General features: G+C 65.9%; 17 protein-coding genes and 1 pseudogene. 7 read left to right on the top strand and 11 right to left on the bottom strand.

Translation table 11 applies throughout. The features are described from left to right. Positions 1–32: 32 nt before the first annotated feature. The 3 genes from ALTAJ2_RS06975 to ALTAJ2_RS06965 all read right to left on the bottom strand — a co-directional run bounded on the left by ALTAJ2_RS06975 (position 33) and on the right by ALTAJ2_RS06965 (position 2,919). The gene (locus ALTAJ2_RS06975; protein ID WP_081603358.1) at positions 33–1,565 is read right to left on the bottom strand and encodes a (R)-citramalate synthase; all 1,533 of its coding nucleotides are present in this window, start codon (positions 1,563–1,565) and stop codon (positions 33–35) included. 219 nt (positions 1,566–1,784) lie between these two features. Further along, positions 1,785–2,159 carry a DUF192 domain-containing protein gene (locus tag ALTAJ2_RS06970; protein WP_007109332.1) on the bottom strand — a complete coding sequence of 125 codons (375 nt, stop codon included), beginning with the start codon at positions 2,157–2,159 and terminating at the stop codon, positions 1,785–1,787. Positions 2,160–2,244: 85 nt separating this feature from the next. After that, positions 2,245–2,919, bottom strand: coding sequence for a CPBP family intramembrane glutamic endopeptidase (locus ALTAJ2_RS06965; RefSeq protein ID WP_007109333.1), 675 nt, complete (start codon positions 2,917–2,919; stop codon positions 2,245–2,247). A gap of 104 nt (positions 2,920–3,023) precedes the next feature. Between ALTAJ2_RS06965 and ALTAJ2_RS06960 the strand changes: the two genes are divergently transcribed. Then, positions 3,024–3,554, top strand: a complete 531-nt coding sequence (locus ALTAJ2_RS06960) for a DUF7097 family protein (RefSeq protein WP_007109334.1) — start codon at positions 3,024–3,026, stop codon at positions 3,552–3,554. A gap of 25 nt (positions 3,555–3,579) precedes the next feature. On the opposite strand, the gene ALTAJ2_RS06955 is transcribed toward ALTAJ2_RS06960, so the two are convergent. From ALTAJ2_RS06955 to ALTAJ2_RS06945, 3 genes are all read right to left on the bottom strand, one after another. Continuing rightward, entirely contained in the window at positions 3,580–4,521 is a 942-nt protein-coding gene (locus tag ALTAJ2_RS06955) for an SDR family oxidoreductase (RefSeq protein WP_007109335.1), read from the bottom strand. A gap of 203 nt (positions 4,522–4,724) precedes the next feature. Further along, positions 4,725–5,516, bottom strand: a complete 792-nt coding sequence (locus ALTAJ2_RS06950) for an endonuclease V (protein ID WP_007109336.1) — start codon at positions 5,514–5,516, stop codon at positions 4,725–4,727. Between the two features lie 65 nt (positions 5,517–5,581). After that, positions 5,582–6,532 (bottom strand): rhomboid family intramembrane serine protease, encoded by a 951-nt coding sequence (locus tag ALTAJ2_RS06945; RefSeq protein ID WP_081603359.1) that lies wholly within the window; start codon positions 6,530–6,532, stop codon positions 5,582–5,584. Between the two features lie 210 nt (positions 6,533–6,742). Here ALTAJ2_RS06945 and ALTAJ2_RS06940 point away from each other — a divergent pair, with 210 nt between their 5' ends. Genes ALTAJ2_RS06940 through ALTAJ2_RS06930 form a run of 3 tightly spaced genes read left to right on the top strand, consistent with a single transcriptional unit; the run spans position 6,743 to position 9,454 of the window. Then, a complete protein-coding gene (locus ALTAJ2_RS06940) occupies positions 6,743–7,183 on the top strand; it encodes a DUF5788 family protein (RefSeq protein ID WP_007109338.1) in 441 nt (146 codons plus the stop codon). Next, positions 7,183–8,934, top strand: a complete 1,752-nt coding sequence (polX, locus tag ALTAJ2_RS06935; protein ID WP_007109339.1) for a DNA polymerase/3'-5' exonuclease PolX — start codon at positions 7,183–7,185, stop codon at positions 8,932–8,934. The genes ALTAJ2_RS06940 and polX overlap by 1 nt, the downstream gene beginning before the upstream one ends. A gap of 10 nt (positions 8,935–8,944) precedes the next feature. Beyond that, the gene (locus ALTAJ2_RS06930; RefSeq protein ID WP_081603360.1) at positions 8,945–9,454 is read left to right on the top strand and encodes a Mut7-C RNAse domain-containing protein; all 510 of its coding nucleotides are present in this window, start codon (positions 8,945–8,947) and stop codon (positions 9,452–9,454) included. A 140-nt stretch (positions 9,455–9,594) separates the two neighbouring features. Here the strand turns inward: ALTAJ2_RS06930 and ALTAJ2_RS06925 are convergent, their stop codons facing one another. After that, positions 9,595–10,347: a PHP domain-containing protein gene (locus ALTAJ2_RS06925; RefSeq protein WP_007109341.1), complete on the bottom strand. Its 753-nt coding sequence runs from the start codon at positions 10,345–10,347 to the stop codon at positions 9,595–9,597. Positions 10,348–10,578: 231 nt separating this feature from the next. On the opposite strand from ALTAJ2_RS06925, the gene ALTAJ2_RS06920 reads away from it, so the two are divergent. Further along, on the top strand, positions 10,579–10,866 hold the full coding sequence (locus ALTAJ2_RS06920; protein ID WP_006184562.1) for a DUF7565 family protein: 288 nt from the start codon (positions 10,579–10,581) through the stop codon (positions 10,864–10,866). An 88-nt stretch (positions 10,867–10,954) separates the two neighbouring features. Here ALTAJ2_RS06920 and ALTAJ2_RS06915 read toward each other — a convergent pair whose 3' ends face one another. The 4 genes from ALTAJ2_RS06915 to ALTAJ2_RS06900 all read right to left on the bottom strand — a co-directional run bounded on the left by ALTAJ2_RS06915 (position 10,955) and on the right by ALTAJ2_RS06900 (position 13,895). Then, the gene (locus ALTAJ2_RS06915) at positions 10,955–11,761 is read right to left on the bottom strand and encodes an alpha/beta hydrolase (protein WP_049900332.1); all 807 of its coding nucleotides are present in this window, start codon (positions 11,759–11,761) and stop codon (positions 10,955–10,957) included. A 253-nt stretch (positions 11,762–12,014) separates the two neighbouring features. Beyond that, on the bottom strand, positions 12,015–12,452 hold the full coding sequence (locus tag ALTAJ2_RS06910; protein ID WP_007109343.1) for a transcription elongation factor Spt5: 438 nt from the start codon (positions 12,450–12,452) through the stop codon (positions 12,015–12,017). Further along, the gene (locus tag ALTAJ2_RS06905) at positions 12,452–12,628 is read right to left on the bottom strand and encodes a protein translocase SEC61 complex subunit gamma (protein WP_006184565.1); all 177 of its coding nucleotides are present in this window, start codon (positions 12,626–12,628) and stop codon (positions 12,452–12,454) included. Before ALTAJ2_RS06905 ends, ALTAJ2_RS06910 begins: the two co-directional genes overlap by 1 nt. 178 nt (positions 12,629–12,806) lie before the next feature. Continuing rightward, on the bottom strand, positions 12,807–13,895 hold the full coding sequence (locus ALTAJ2_RS06900; protein WP_007109344.1) for a S1C family serine protease: 1,089 nt from the start codon (positions 13,893–13,895) through the stop codon (positions 12,807–12,809). A 307-nt stretch (positions 13,896–14,202) separates the two neighbouring features. On the opposite strand from ALTAJ2_RS06900, the pseudogene ALTAJ2_RS06895 reads away from it, so the two are divergent. Together ALTAJ2_RS06895 and ALTAJ2_RS19940 are read left to right on the top strand one after the other, a co-directional pair. Further along, positions 14,203–15,250, top strand: a pseudogene (locus ALTAJ2_RS06895) (RNA-guided endonuclease InsQ/TnpB family protein). Continuing rightward, the coding region (locus tag ALTAJ2_RS19940) for a hypothetical protein (protein WP_204367385.1) at positions 15,238–15,427 on the top strand (190 nt) is incomplete at its 3' end. The pseudogene ALTAJ2_RS06895 and the gene ALTAJ2_RS19940, both read left to right, overlap by 13 nt.

Raw genomic sequence — 15,427 nt, 5'->3', positions numbered from 1 at the left:
CGACGACGAGTCCCGAGGGCCGGAGGGGACGATCAGTCGTCGGCCGGCGTGAGCGGCTGTTGATCGGCCGCGAGCAGCCGATCGAGCGCGTCGACCATCGCCGTCACGCTCGCGCGAGTGATGTCGGCCTCGCTGCGGGCGACCGTCACCGAGCGGTCGTCCCGAACCATCGTCACTTCGACGGTGACGACGGCGTCCGTCCCGCCGGTCACCGCGTCGACGTGATAGGACTCGAGTTCGGCGTCGGCCATCGAGCCGAGCGCCTCGCGGATAGCGGAGACGGCGGCGTCGACGGGGCCGGACCCGGTGCCGCTGGCGACGCGCTCCTCGCCGTCGACATCGAGTCGAATGCTGGCGGTCGGGACGGCGCCGCCGCTGGTGGCGGTGAGATCGAGCAGCTCGACGACGCGCTCGCGGTCATCGCCGGTGACATCCTCGGCGATGGCGAGCAGATCGGCGTCGGTCACCCGGCGGCCCCGGTCGCCGAGTTCGGTCACGCGAGTCGCGATTTCGGCGATCTCGTCGTCGTCGGCGTCGACGCCGTGTTCCTCGAGCGTCGCCGCGACGCCCGCGCGGCCGGTGTGTTTCCCCAGCGCGAGCCGGCGCTCGCGCCCGACGGTCTCGGGCGCGTAGGGCTCGTACATCTTGTCGTCTTTGAGCGTGCCGTCGGTGTGGATCCCGCTCTCGTGGGTGAAGGCGTTCTCGCCGATGACGGCCTTGTTCGGCGCGAGTTGAACCCCCGTCGCCCGCGAGACTGTCTGTGCAAGATCGTACAGTTCCTCGAGTTCGAGCGTCTCGAGGTCGTAGACGTGTGAGAGAGCGATGGCGACCTCCTCCAGGGCGACGTTGCCGGCGCGCTCTCCGAGCCCGTTGACCGTACAGTGAACGAGATCGGCACCCGCAGAGACGGCCGCGAGCGCGTTCGTGACGCCCAGTCCGAGGTCGTCGTGGGTGTGGGCGCTGACCGGGCCGAGATCGGCGAGGCGGGAGACCGCTTCGTGGGTGTGTTCCGGCCCGGTGTGGCCGACGGTGTCGGCGAAACAAAAGCGGTTCGCGCCCGCTTCGAGGGCGGTTTCGGCCAATCCCTCGAGGTAGTCGAAATCCGCGCGAGAGCCGTCTTCGCCGATGACCTCGACCCAGAGGTCGTGGTCCGTGGCGTAGGCGACCAGTTCGGCGGTGTTCTCGAGGTTGTCCGCGCGGGACGTGCCCACCTTGCCTTCGACGTGGCGGTCGCTGGCGGGAACGACGATGTGGACCCCGTCGACGTCACAGTCGAGCGCGAGGTCGATGTCGCCTTTCATCCCGCGACAGAAACTCGTGACGCGGGCGTCGAGATCGAGATCGGTCACTCGCGAAATCGCCTGTCGCTCACCCGCGCCCGTACAGGCGCTGCCGGCCTCGATGACGGCGACGCCGGCGCGCTCGAGCGACCGGGCGATGTCGACTTTCTCGTCGGGCGAGAGCGAGACGCCCGGTGCTTGTTCGCCGTCGCGAAGCGTCGTGTCGAGAAGGCGCACTGTTCGATCCGATGCGATCGTCTGTTCGGGGGAGTGAGGTACAGGCAAGAGTGGTCCAGTACTGGGACTGCGATTACGTTCGGCGGAGAATTTCACGTCCAGCCGGGTCGCCCCGACTTCCTCTATCCTCGTCAGATGGCGTATGACGTGCCATTGTATCTCGTCACATTGTATCACGGTGCCTTAAAACCGCCGGTTCGGGACCATCGCGGCCAGTTTTGCCGGATCGCCGTCGGCGGCAGCCGGCGGGTGGAGCGAACCGATGGCTCACTCGGCCTCGAGACGGAGTCGGTCGCCGGGTTCGACGTCGGCCGCAGCGCCGGCGGGGAGTTCGAGGATCAGGTCGGCCGATTCGCGAGCCACGCCCCGCCACGGGCGGAGGGTCTCGACGCGCTGGACGACGTCGTCGACGACCCAAACGGCGTCGATGGGAACGAAGACGAACAGCATGTGGAGGGTGCGGCGTTGCGCCGACTCGAACCGGAACGCCAGCGCGTAGTCGTCCGGAACGCTCCGCCGAAACATGAGCCCGCGCGTCTGGCTCGCGATCGAATCCGCGAGATCGACCGTCGTCGCAAGGACGGAACGGGCGGCCCCGTCGCCGGAAGGAGTCTCGGGAGCCGGATCGTGGACGAGTCGCACGCCCTCGAGTGTGAGCGGGGGCGGCAAAAACCTTCCCGCTGACGGGGCGTCCGCGGGACGACAGCGCCATCGAGTTCGCGTGTGATCAGCCGACGGCCGCGACGACGAGTCCGACCGTCGAGACGGTGTTGACGAGGGCGTGGGTCACGGCGCTGCTGGCGGTCCCCCACCGGTGGCGCACGATCCCGAAGAGAACGGCGAGGGTCAGCAACGTCGTGAGCCGGAGTATCGAGAGATCGACGATCACGTGCTTGAACGCGAACAGAACGGCCGTCACCCCGATTCCGACGGCTGCACCCCGCGCCTCGACGAGTTCCGTCTGCACGATCCCCCGCCAGACCTGCTCCTCCGCGATGGGCACGACGAGCCCGTTGCCGACGAGCAAAATGACCGCCGTCGTCGTCGTCAGTCCGTCTCGAGCACTGGCGGCCGAGCCGAGGCCGAACAGCACTGCGTCGAGCCGCGACGCGCCGGCGATCAGTCCGAACCCGACGATCGCAGCGAGAACACCCATGCCCAGGGAGCGGGGCGTCCACTCCCATCCCCACCGGTCCGGTTCCCGCCCTCGCTCGAGCACGTACCGGCTCAGGACTGCGGCGATCAGCGGAAAGCCGAGGAGCAAGACGAGGGCATCGGCCAGCCTCGGATCGATGCCGACCCTCGCGGCGGCCAGGACGAGGCCCCATCGCAGCGCGACTTCGAGGACGATCCAGCTGGCGACGACGACGGCGGCGAGTCGCGTCGGAGACGGTCGGTCCATGGCTGATGAACACTGGCGTCACGTATTCTATTTTTCATTCGTCGGCGTGCAGTAACTGGCCGCCACCTTCAATTGCTCGGTCCCCCAAGAGCGGTCGACCGACGATGGAGAAAACGCCGCAGGGTACCTCGGTCGGCGTCGACGACCCCTACGACTTTGCGGGCGTCTGTGACTACCTCACCGGCGAGGGCCAGTGTCGATACGCCCTCGAGTACGCCGGTCACGACCCCGAATTCGCCCGCGAGCGCGCCGCGGACGACTACGAGTGTCCCGTGGTCGACCCCGAATCGGACTGGACGTGGGCCGACTGCCCGCACTTTCGGTCGCGCAATCGCGACCGCGAATGCGTGCGCTGCGGGCTCGAAGCAAAACGAATGGCCCACCACGACGACGAGCGCCCGCTGCTCGAGGAACACCACCTCTCCTACGGTCGCGACGGGGAGACCCTCTCCCACGAGATCACGGTTTATCTCTGTCGGTGGTGTCACGCGAAAGTCCACGACTCGTGGGCACGGATCACCGACGACGCCGCGCCCGATCCCGAGGCGATCGCGGCGCTCGAGGAGCGGCGCAGCCGCGAACAGTCGGAACTGGGGTTCGAGTCGGCCGCGGAGCGATACGACGGCGAACGATGAGGGTTTCGAGGGGACGGTCCGGCGATCAGACCAGTTTCCGCAGGAGTCCGTAAACGGTATCGCGCAGTCGATCGGGCAGGAAGCGGGCGTACAGCCCGTACTGGGCGAGCGGGCCGACCGGATACCGCGCCGGCGGGTCCGGACTGGTCGCCGACTCGAGGATGGCTTCGGCGACGTCCTCGGCGTCGGAGGCGAACGGGCCGCCGCTGCCGCCGCCGATCAGTTGTGCCTCGTCGTAGAGTTCGTACAGCGACTCGTAAGCCGGCGTGCGCTCGTCGTCGGGGAGTTCCTCGTCGACCCGGTTCGTGAAGTCCGTCTCGACCGGGCCGGGTTCGATCACGACGACATCGATATCGAACTCGTCGACTTCGGCGCGCAGCGAATCGCTCATCGCCTCGAGGGCGTGTTTCGATCCCGAGTACGCGCCCGATCCGGGGAACGAGATCCGCCCTGCAACGCTCGAGACGTTGACGATCCGACCCTCACCTTGCGCGCGCATGTGCGGCACGGCGGCGCGGGTCAGCCGGTGGGGGCCGTAGACGTTGACGTCGAACTGCCGGTGGAGATCGACCGTCGCGACGTCCTCGAGCGGTCCCATCTGGGCGTAGCCGGCGTTGTTGACGACGCAATCGATCGAGCCGGCGATGTCGACGGTCGTCTCGACGACTGACGCGACCTGCTCGGGATCGGTGACGTCGAGCTCGAGGACTTCACAGCCCGCTTCCTCGAGGGCCGCGATGTCGTCGACGTTGCGCGCCGTCGCGAAGACCTGCCAGTCGTCCGCGAGGAAGGCGCGGGCGGTCGCGCGACCGATGCCGGACGAGCACCCGGTGATGAGAACCGATTGCTTTCGCGTATAGCGCTCGTCGGCGCTCGTCTCGGTGGTCTCGCGATCGCGGTCGTCCTCGTCGACGGTACCGTCCTGCCCGTCGTCGGCTGTCCCTTCGACGTCCGCTGCGGTGGTCATGTGTGACCGGTTCGTGAGACGATACCTAAGTATCGACGGTTTGTCGCGCTCGACGGACCATCACAGTAGCCGATAGCTGGCGGCTCGCAGGACTGATCGGTGTCGGCACCGACGCCGGACGCCCCCGACGCGGTCGGCCTCGGTTAGTCTCAGCTGCCGGAATCGAGTGTGGTCGGACCACCGGCGGTGAGTCGCGGAGACGGCTACTTCCCGAGCGATGTCTTGGCCTCGTCGGCGTACTTGTCGGCGAGTCGGACCGGGTCGGGGAGTTTGTACGACGAGGCGAGTGCGAGCGCGATGTCGGCCGCCGTTTCGGGACCCACGCGGTGACCCGGGCTGACATAGAGCGGGTTGATCGAGCGATTCGGCGAGTCGTACTGTCGGGTCTGGACGGCGTAACCGAGCACCGTCCCGTCGGGGGCGTCGACCCTCGCGTTCGATTCGATCGGGATTTTCGTCCCTGTCGGGCGGTCGTCGGTATCCTCTCGGGGCATGCCACAGAGGAGGCTCTTGGCGACGCCGATGCTGGGTACGTCCCGGACGACGCCCATGTGGGTCGCGATGCCGGCCTGTCGGAAGTGGATGCGGCCGCTGCCGTCGAACAGGCACAGATCGGGATCGACGGACAGGTTCTCGAGCGCCGCCAGGATCGGCGCGCCCTCGCGGAAGGAGAGCAGGCCGGGAATGTAGGGGATCTCGAGGGGCGTCACCGCGTGGACGCGCTCGATCACCTCGCCGCCGCGGGTGGCGACGACGGCGCTCAGCGCGCGGTCCTGATCTCCCGCGTCGTTCGTGAGAAAGGATTGGTCGACGCCGACGACGACCGGTGGTTTTCCGCCGTCCGCAGTCGATGCGAGCGGGTTCGAGAGGGCGTCGGGGTCGAACGCGAAGTCGTCCTCGAATGTAGCGAGGGTTCCGATCTCGCGCTGGAGAGCCTCCATCTCCCCGCGCGAGAGGTCGGCGTCGGGAGCGAGGTCGGGGCGTCGGTCGTGCATCTGTTTGGCGGTGGTAGACGCCGCGAGACAATCAGTTGCGGGGTCGTGGAACGCCCTCGGGCGGCTCAGAAGCGGCCGCGTCCGGGACCGCCGGGGCCACCCGGACCGCCCGGGCCACCGGGACCGCCACCGCCGAACTGAAGCTGGTTCGGCGCGCTGACGTTCCGGTTCTGTTTGACGTACTGGCCGTAAGCGAGGCCGATGACGAGGCCGACGAGGTGGGCCATGTGTGCGATGCCGCTGCCACCGCCGACAGCGCCCGAGAGGAACGTGATGCTGATGACGGCGTAGCCGGCAGTCAGCAGCCAGATTGGGACCGGGAGGATGAAGTAGAGGTAGACTTTGAGTCCCGGGTTCAAAATCGTCAGGACGCCCATAATCGCGAGTGCGGCACCGCTGGCGCCGACGACGCCCGGCGTTAACGGCGTTACCACGGGCGTCTGAAGTATCTGGATAGCGATCTGACCGAGCCCCGCGAGGACACCGCTCACCAGGAAGAGGATTGCGAACTTCCTCGAGCCGACGTAGCGCTCGACGAGCGGGCCGAAGAAGAACAGCACGATGCTGTTGCCGGCGATGTGGTAGAGACCGCCGTGGGCGAAGATCGACGTGAACCACGTCCAGACGTACTCCGGATAGTAGGGTCGGAGGACGAACACGGACCGCATCGTCTCGGTCCCGAGGAAGAAACCCACGATGAACTGGGCGATGAACGTGAGCCACATCAGTGCGAGGAACGTATAGGTCGCGTTCCCGCGGAAGTACGCCAGCGGCCCGCCCGGGCCGGTATCGATCGGGAGTTTGTCCATGAGACTCGAGGCCCGGGACGTGCTCCCGCCCGAATTGACGTCGTCGTCGAATCCGCTGTCGAAGACGCCCTGTGGATCGTTCCAGTTTTGCAGCCCCGAACAGTCGTGGTTCTCGGGGAGCCGATGGTCGGCACAGTAGGTGCCGCCGCAGTGCCGACAGTTGTACGGCATGTTTTCGTCTTTCCCACACACGTCGCACTTGGCCATTGACCGGGGGTATGTGGGGAGCCGCTAAGGGATTTGGGGTTTCTGACGGGATTTTTTCGACCGATCGCGGCGACTCAGGAGGGGGACGAGAGCCGGCCGCGGAAAACTGCGTGATTCCGTGAGCGTGCCTCGAGTGGGAGCGACTCACCGTCGCCGCTCGGTCCGTGCCGGGACTGTACATTTTTGCATCCCCGCCGCCCATATCGGCGTGTGCAAGAGTACGAGCGCAAGCAACTGCTCGAGCGCGTCGAGCGCGAGGGCGCGACCGTCGGCGCGGACATCCCGGAGACGATCACGGTCCAGGGGGAGGAGATCGACCTCCGGACGTTCGTCTTCGAGATCAAGCGGCGCGAGACGATCCCGGCCGGCGAACGCGACCGCGTCGAGCAGGCAAAGCGGAACCTGCGACGCGAGCGGCTCGAGCGACTCGAGCGGATCGAGGAGGGCGATATCAGCCGCGAGGTGGGCGACGAACTCGCGCAGAGCATCATCGGCATCGACCGGGCGCTAAACGCCCTCGAGAGCCTGGGGCCGACGGACCTGGAACGCGAACAGCAGGTTCAGCAGGCACAGGACCGCAAGCGCTGGATGTCCTTCCTCAAGAAGGCGCTGGGACAGGAGGACGACGCCAGCGCACGGAGGGGGCGCTGATGGCAACCAACGCGGAACTGGCCGCCCGATTCGAGGAGTTCGCGGACCTGCTCGAGGCCGACGGCGTCGAGTACAAGCCCCGCGCGTACCGCCGTGCGGCGGAGAACATCCGTGCGCATCCATCCCCGATCGCCGATCGGATCGAGGCCGGCGATCGCGAGGCCGTCGAGAACATCGACGGCGTCGGGGACGCCATCTCGTCGAAGATCGTCGAGTACGTCGAAACCGGCGGGATCGACGAACTCGAGGCACTGCGGGCCGAACTGCCGATCGATATCGCCGACATCACCCGCATCGAGGGCGTCGGCCCCAAGACCGCAGGGAAACTCTACCGCGAACTCGGGATCGAGACGTTGGACGATCTCGAGGCAGCAGCCGAGGCCGGCGAGGTACAGGAGGTCACGGGGTTCGGGCCGAAAACGGAGCAGAACATCCTCGAGAACCTCGAGTTCGCCCGGACGGTCGGCCAGCGCCAGTTGCTCGGCGAGGCGCGACCGCTCGCGGACGACGTGCTCGCCTTCCTCGAGTCGGTTCCGGAGGTCGACCGGTGTGAGGTGGCCGGCTCGATCCGCCGGTGGCGCGAGACGATCGGCGACGTGGACGTCCTCGCGGCGACCGCAGACGGCGAGGCGGTCGTCGAGCGGTTCGTTGCGTGGGACTCGGTCGACGACGAGATCGAGTCGGGGCCCGAGAAGGCCAGCGTTCGCGTCGGCGAGAGCCGCGTCGACTTGCGGGTGGTCGTCCCCGCGGAGTTCGGCTCGGCGTTGCAGTACTTCACCGGGAGCAAGGACCACAACGTCAGCCTGCGCAACTACGCGATCGATCGCGGCATGAAGCTGAACGAGTACGGTGCCTTCGATGTGAGCGATATCGCGGACCACGAGGCGGATCAGCGGATCGGCGACCGCGTCGCAGGCGAGACCGAAGAGGGAATGTACGAGGCGCTCGGACTGCCGTGGATTCCGCCGGAGCTTCGGACGGATCGCGGGGAAATCGCCGCCGCCGAGGCCGGGACCCTGCCCGACCTGCTCACGCGCGGTGACATCCGCGGGGATCTCCACAGCCATACCGAGTGGTCCGACGGAAACACGACGATCGAGGCGATGGTCGAGGCCGCCGCGGAGCAGGGGTACGACTATTTCGGAATCGCCGACCACGCGGAAGGCCCCGGTATCGTCGGCGGGATGGGACTTACCGATACCGAAATCTTGGAACAGGTCGACGCGATCCGCGCCGTGGGTGCCGAAGCCGAGATCGAGGTGTTCGCCGGGATCGAAGCCAACGTCGACGCCGCGGGTGAGATCGATCTCTCCGAGGCGGTGATCGAGGCGTTGGACGTGGTCGTCGCGTCGACCCACAGCGCGCTCGGACAGGACGCCGAGACCGCGACGGAACGGCTCGTCAGCGCGATCGAGACCCCGGCGATCGACGTGCTGGGCCATCCCAGCGGCCGCCTGCTCAACGAGCGCTCCGGTCTCGAGTTCGACGCGGCCGCGCTCGGGACGGCCGCCGCCGAACACGACACCGCGCTCGAGGTCAACAGCGATCCCCGCCGACTCGACCTCTGGGGCAGTGCCGTCCAGGCCGCTCTCGAGGAGGGCGCACCGATCGCGATCAACACTGACTCCCACCGGCCCGCGACGCTCGAGTACATGCGCTGGGGCGTCCACACGGCACGCCGCGGCTGGGCCGAACCGGACGACGTGATCAACACCTGGAAACTCGCCGACCTCCGCGAGTTCCTCCACTAACCGATCCGGAATGCCCGCATCTCGCCCCGACCCCGCGCGTATCCTCCTCGATGTCATGTGTGGCGGCCTGGTCTCGTACCTGCGGATGTGTAACTACGACACCGCGTACGCTGGTGATCGCGGGCTCGAGGCCGACGAGGACGTCCTCGCCGTCGCTCGAGACGAGGACCGGACGATCGTCACTCGAGACGTCGCCCTCGCGAACCGCGCCGACGAGTCGATCCTGCTCGAATCCCGAGCCGTCGACGGGCAACTCGCCGAACTCGACGCCGCGGGACTCGACCTCGCGCTGGCGGCCGATCCCGACATCTGTGGGCGGTGTAACGGTCCGCTCGAACCCGTCGAGCGGGCTGCGTCGACGCCGGAGTACGCGCCCGAGCCGTCGGCGGTCGACGTGTGGTACTGTCGCGACTGCGGCCAGCACTTCTGGCGCGGGAGCCACTGGGACCGGGTCGCGGAGACGCTCTCGAGGGTCCGGGCGGAGAGCGGAGCCCCCGAGGAGCGGCCGGACGAACGGTAGGCGATTCGGTCGATCCCGTCGGTGTCGGGACGCAGCCGTTCGTCGAGTGCCGTTCGAACTCCGACTCGGCGGCCCCTCGAGAACAGCTCACACACTGGTCCGTGACCACGTGCGACTGGCGGCACGGATACGGTCCGCAGTCAGTAGACGGCGACGTCGTCGAACCGCCCGTCGTAGGCGATATGGTGGGGATGGGTCGGTTCCGTCCCCGAAAGAAAGAGACGATCGATCTTCTTCCAGGTGTTCTCGTAGACGAGGTGGCCGAGTTCCGCGGCCGTCGTCGCCCACCGATCGAGGCCGTTGTCGTAGACGACGCGGCGGGCGATCCCGTCCTCGAGTGCGGCGCGGAACTCGGCCTCGCCTTCGATGGCCGCGTCGAAGGCGGTGTGGGCGACGCCGACGGAGCGCGGAAGGTGAGCATAGGAGGAGGTAAACGGCGGCACCGAGAGCGTCTCGGCGAGTTCGCGTGCGCGACGGTTGTCCGGCGGGAAGTGCCGCGGGTTGAAGATCTCGACGGCATCGATCGTGTCCGCGTACGCCCGCAGATCCGCTTCGCTGAGGCTCACGTTCGCGAACTCGGGATGCGGAACGAGCACCGTCGCGTCCTGCCGGTCGAACTCGGCCATCGCCGTCTCGAGCGGAATGAAATCCGGAACGGGTGCCTCGAGCCCGATCGCGAGGACGTGTTTGCGGTCCCACCACGGGCCGGTAAACACCTCGCGGCCGGGGAGTACCAGCAGGTCGTCGTCGGAGTAGGTGGCCGCTCGGTCGCGAATCTCCGGGAAGCGAGTGAAGTGGGGTGCGTAGACGATGGCGTCGAGACCGGCCCGTTTGGCCCGTTCGACGACCGCCTCGTCCAGCACCTTCACGTGACAGTCGATTCGGAACGTCACTCCATCGGTCACGATCACTACTTCCGGGACAGCCGGGTTATGAATTCTGATTCGAGGACCACCGGAGGGCGTCCCCGATCGCGTCACCGATCCGGCCGACGGGACCGTGATCGAGCGGACCGATCAGCCGGTTCGTGCTCGCGCCGTTCGAGCGGTTTCTCGGGGTGGTTTCTGGTCGGGGGCGTCGCTGCGAAAGGATCATTAGGGGGGCCGTTCGAGTGTCCGTAACGAATGGCCTGGGAATGCGGGATCGACGGCTGTGGTGCAGTCTTCGAGGACGTCGAGTCGGCCGTCGTCCATCAGGCGACGAAACACCAGCGTCGTGAGTGTAAGGTCTGTGGGACCGTCGTCCCCGATGGCTACCTCGCGATTCGACACGCCTTCACCGAACACAGCCGCGCCGAGTACGTTCGCGCCTACGGTGCCAGTTCCGAGGCTGTCAGGGAGCGCGAAGAACTGCTCGAGGAGATCGAGTCGGAAGCGGACATGCAAGCGATCGCGACGGAACTGAAGCGGTAGCGGTTCGCTCGGTCGTCGGGTCCGCTTTCGGGACGCCGAGAGCGAGTCGGCACGTCGCCGCCGGAAACGGACGAGCGAGTAACCGCCGTCAGTAGTTGCCGACGATCGCTGACACGCAGCCGGTCTCTTTGCGGTAGGCGGAGTGATCGGAGACCGAATCACTCACGTCGATATCGTGGTAATTAGGTGGCGTAGCGTCGTCGCTGGATCCGCCGTCGCAGTCCGCCGGGCCGCTCCCCAGTCTGGCGAGGCCGTCGTTCTTCGAGTAGTAGTTGTGAACCGCGCCGGCCGACGCCTGGATGGCATCGGCGAAGGGACCGTTTTCGCAGGGCGCGTCGGACGTCTCGAACGATCCGATGCTGTCCGCCGTCGCGACCGTGAACGCCCCGTCGATGGCCGCAAGCGTTTCGAGTTGGAGGATGCCACCCATCGAGTGCCCGAGGATACGGATCGTCGTCGACGGGTTCGCGTCGGTGTAGTCCCCCAGCCACGTCGCGAACAGGTCTCCGGTGTCCCTGGCGCTTTGCATTGCCGACGTCGGCAGCCCGCTGTCGTCCCAGGTGACCGCTGTGACGGTTTCGTCGTAGCCGACTGCTCTCGCCGTCTCCCGAAACGTCGCGGCCCGCTCGACGCTGGCCGACGAACTACTATAACCGTGGATCTTGAACACGACCTCGGCTACGCCCTGGGGCGCGTCGGTGATGTCGGGGACGCCGTCCCGAAAGTCGAGTTCCGCGATCCCGTCGGTGTCGGCGGCGACCGATCCCGACGCGACGCTCACGCCGGCGCTCGCGACGATCGTCGCCGCCGCCGACCCGAGGAGCCGCCGTCTCGAGACGCGGGCCGTCGAATCACTGTTCGCTGCGGTCGAATTCGTATGATCGTGTGCTGGCATTGGATATCGTTCGCGTATCTGCTGCGAACGAACTACGTTTCGGCACAGATGGCAATAATTTTTATCTGTGGTATACTATATTGGTATCTATATACGAACGGTCGAAACGAACTCTCGGTTCGTACGGACTCGAGAGTGCTGCGAAACGCGCTGACGACGGAACGATAGTTGCGGCGAACGAGCCGAGAAGAGACACCCACTGAGTCGTCGGGGCCGATCCGCGATGGAACGGATCGGGCCGATGGCTGACGAACTACCGTTCGTCGGAATCGAGCACGCGAATCTGGTCGCCCCGCACCGTCACGGGAATCGGAACCGTCGCCTCGTACAGTTCGACCGTCACCTGGTCTTTGCCCTCGTCGATCCGTTGGACCTGCGCTTTCTCACCCTTGAACGGACCGGCGATGAGTTCGACGATGTCGCCCTCCGCGATCCCTTCGACGTCCGGCTTCGGCGAGAGGAAGTGTTCGACTTCCGAAATGTCAGACTCGCCGGGGACGATACTCCGCGCGTGCGGGATGTCCTCGAGGACGCGATTGAGGACCGCGTCGCCTTCGGCCTCGACCATGACGTAGGAGGTCAGCGAGTCGGGCGCGAGCGCGGCGTGGATCTCCGGCTCCTCGCGGTTGATGATCATGTCCGCGACGGTCCGTTCCTGGCTCGCCGTCGTTTTGACAGCGAAGATACCCATTAGACGCCACCACCGGGCAGGAGCAGCATGATCGCGCCGATGAGGAATCCCATAAGGCCGACCAGCAGGATACCCGCCCCGGCGATTTTCGATACCTGGAGGAACTCCTCAGTGGAGGGTGTCGTCGCCATCTTCAGCACTCGAACGTACGAGGTGAGGTCGTACGGAACGTCCATATATGTCTATTCACAGCGCGGCGTCTTTTATCTGTCTTTCGTGTCCGTACAGTGACCACGGCCGTTACGCGACCGATTACGCCGGCGAGTGGACGCCGACTTGCACTCGACGGTCCCGTGTCTACGTCGTGTACAGATCGACCGGGACCTAGTCGCGGCGTTGCCTCGCGATGTCCCCTCACGGCTCCAGCGGCGGCCGCTCGCCCGGGCGGCCCGGAATCGGCGTCCGCGGCAGTTCCGCCGCCGGCCGCTCCGCGAGCGTCAGTTCGACCGATTGCCGGTCGCCGTCGCGAACGACCTCGAGTTCGATCGTGTCGCCCGGCGAGGTCTCGAGGGCGAGATACGACGAGAGCTGATCCTGCGTCGGTATCTCCGTGCCGTCGATGGCGACGATCACGTCGCCGCTGCCCGGCCGACCGGTACTCCCCGGCTCGAGGACGCCATCCGCGGGCGAGTTCGCCACGACTTCCACGACTAGCACGCCGGTGGCTTCCTCGAGCCCGATCTCGTCGGCGATCGACGGGCTGACCGGTTGGACACCGATCCCCATGTACGGGTGCTCGTACGTGCCGTCCTCGATGAGCGCGGGAACGACCCGGTTCGCCAGCACCGCGGCGATCGCGAAGCCGATCGTCTGGCCGGCCCCGGCGAAAACGACGCCGACCACCTCCCCCTCGAGGCTCACCAGCGGACCGCCGCTGTTACCGGGATTGATCGGTGCGTCGGTCTGAATCGCGGCCGGAACCGAGAAGCCGGTGGGGCTGGGGAGCGATCTGTCGATGCCGCTGACGATCCCCTGTGAAACCGATGCGTCGAGGCCGAGCGGGTTGCCGATCGCCAGCACTTCCTGTCCGATCGCCGGTTTGGATTCCAGGAACGAGAGCCCGGTCGCGACGTCGGGCATGTCGTCGACGCGGAGGACGGCGAGGTCGCTGTAGCTGTCGGTGCCGACGATCGACGCGGCGCGCCACTCCTCGGTGCTGAACTGGACTTCGATCCCGTCGTCGCTCGCACTCGCGACGACGTGGTTGTTCGTCACGAGGTGCTGGTCGTCGATGACGAATCCGGAACCGAGTCCGCCGCCACCGCCGCCCGGAGCACTGCCCGTCCCGGAGACGGTGACGAGGACGACAGAGTCGATGGTGTTGCGATACGTCTCCGTATATGGGCTGTCGACATCGCTCCCATCGCCCGCCGTGGCGTTCGAGTCGGCGGTTTCGTTCTGGGCGGTGCCGGCGCCGGTGCCGCCGAGACCGAACGCCGCCACGGCTCCGGTCGCTCCGACCGCGCCGAGTATCCGTCTGCGAGTACACTGATCTGGATCTGGCGTCACGCCCGTCCCCACCCCAACGAGGGGCATAAAACGGCCGCCGGCACCAGCAGTTGATCATCTCGCGGACTTCAGGAGGTGAACGGCACCTCCGCGTCGGCGTTCGATTACAGGTTGAACAGGCGCAATGCCACGGCCTTTAGGCCGTGGATACGCGCCGTCACTAAGTGACGCAAACTACCGACAATAGCACGGCCTGATATTCCAACAGATATTTAAGATATTATATACAATTACAGTTGTAATCGTCACGGTGACTGTCACCGCGAAGTTCCACAACCCATCCCTCTCACGGCGGAAAGAGTGGCAACGCGCCTCTCGCCTCTACCGTGATACCAAACAATTCTGTATGGATGGGAGAACGGCGACTTCGACAAGTCAGTGACCACGGCCAGCATTGACAACGACCTCTACTCGGCTATCCAGAACCAAGCCATCCGAGAGGCGAAATCCGACCACAATAAGGACGGAGAGGTTCGCTACCGAGAGAGTCAGCCGTTCGCCGTCAACAACCAGAACTGGGAAATCGACACGACCGAGAACGGCACGGTTGTCGTCGGCTTCCCGTGCGTCTCCCACTGGTGGTACCCCCCGATAGAGGTGTACGACGACATTGCCGACCCCGTAGACCGACTGGTCGAGGGTAACGCCGACAAGACCCGCCTACAGGTCTACCGCCGTGGCGACGACTGGTACTGTACGTTCAACATCGAGTACGACGCCGACACGTCGGGTGAGACACCTATCGGTGTCGATATAGGCGAACGTCACATCCTCGCTGTGACTGCATATGGCGAAGACGAGTCAATGCTGGTGTCAGGTGGTGAGGCGAAGTACGTTCGACGCAAATATCGTTCCCTACGCGATTCGCTTTCGGAAGCGGGTGTGCGCTTCGCGCACGTAACCGTGTAGGTGACAAAGAACAGCGTCGAATCACGGACTTGAACCACAAACTCTCCCGTCGTCTCATCACGTTCGCGGACCAGTTCGAGAACCACGTCATTCGGATGGAAGACCTCGAAGGCATCCGTGAGAACAGTTCGTGGTCAGGTGTCCACTCGTGGCATTTCCACCAACTCCAACAGTTCATCACGTACAAGGCCGAACGTGCTGGTATCCGCGTTGAGAAGGTTGACGCCTCCCACACCAGCCAGCGGTGTTCGGCGTGTGGTTCGATGGGAACCCGTGATGGCGACCACTTTTCGTGCACGGAGTGTGGTCGTGGACGTCACGCTGACCTGAACGCTTCGGAGAATATCGCACAACGGGAGGGTGAACCATGCACGGGCTAACACTAAGCGGAACAGAGTTCCGCGAGGTCAGCGGGATCACAGATCCCGCCAGACTTCGGGTGAGGCGAACCGTGCTACCTCGCGGGCTGAAGAACCCGCCGTCGTCATCGGGTGGTTCGAGAGAGCAAAGCTCTCTCGTCATCACGAAAGGCGCAGAGCGCCTTTCGAACGACTACA

This window comes from Natrinema altunense (assembly GCF_000731985.1).
Taxonomy (GTDB): domain Archaea; phylum Halobacteriota; class Halobacteria; order Halobacteriales; family Natrialbaceae; genus Natrinema; species Natrinema altunense.
Note: the sequence above shows the minus strand (reverse complement) of the source record. Positions and strands in the feature narration are given on the sequence as shown.

Bases quoted from the DNA above. Each gene is read 5' to 3' on its own strand.
- ALTAJ2_RS06965 (WP_007109333.1), bottom strand. From the start codon at position 2,919: ATGGACCGACCGTCTCCGACGCGACTCGCCGCCGTCGTCGTCGCCAGC.
- ALTAJ2_RS06960 (WP_007109334.1), top strand. From the start codon at position 3,024: ATGGAGAAAACGCCGCAGGGTACCTCGGTCGGCGTCGACGACCCCTAC.
- ALTAJ2_RS06955 (WP_007109335.1), bottom strand. From the start codon at position 4,521: ATGACCACCGCAGCGGACGTCGAAGGGACAGCCGACGACGGGCAGGAC.
- ALTAJ2_RS06950 (WP_007109336.1), bottom strand. From the start codon at position 5,516: ATGCACGACCGACGCCCCGACCTCGCTCCCGACGCCGACCTCTCGCGC.
- ALTAJ2_RS06945 (WP_081603359.1), bottom strand. From the start codon at position 6,532: ATGGCCAAGTGCGACGTGTGTGGGAAAGACGAAAACATGCCGTACAAC.
- polX (WP_007109339.1), top strand. From the start codon at position 7,183: ATGGCAACCAACGCGGAACTGGCCGCCCGATTCGAGGAGTTCGCGGAC.
- ALTAJ2_RS06930 (WP_081603360.1), top strand. From the start codon at position 8,945: ATGCCCGCATCTCGCCCCGACCCCGCGCGTATCCTCCTCGATGTCATG.
- ALTAJ2_RS06920 (WP_006184562.1), top strand. From the start codon at position 10,579: ATGGCCTGGGAATGCGGGATCGACGGCTGTGGTGCAGTCTTCGAGGAC.
- ALTAJ2_RS06915 (WP_049900332.1), bottom strand. From the start codon at position 11,761: ATGCCAGCACACGATCATACGAATTCGACCGCAGCGAACAGTGATTCG.
- ALTAJ2_RS06910 (WP_007109343.1), bottom strand. From the start codon at position 12,452: ATGGGTATCTTCGCTGTCAAAACGACGGCGAGCCAGGAACGGACCGTC.
- ALTAJ2_RS06905 (WP_006184565.1), bottom strand. From the start codon at position 12,628: ATGGACGTTCCGTACGACCTCACCTCGTACGTTCGAGTGCTGAAGATG.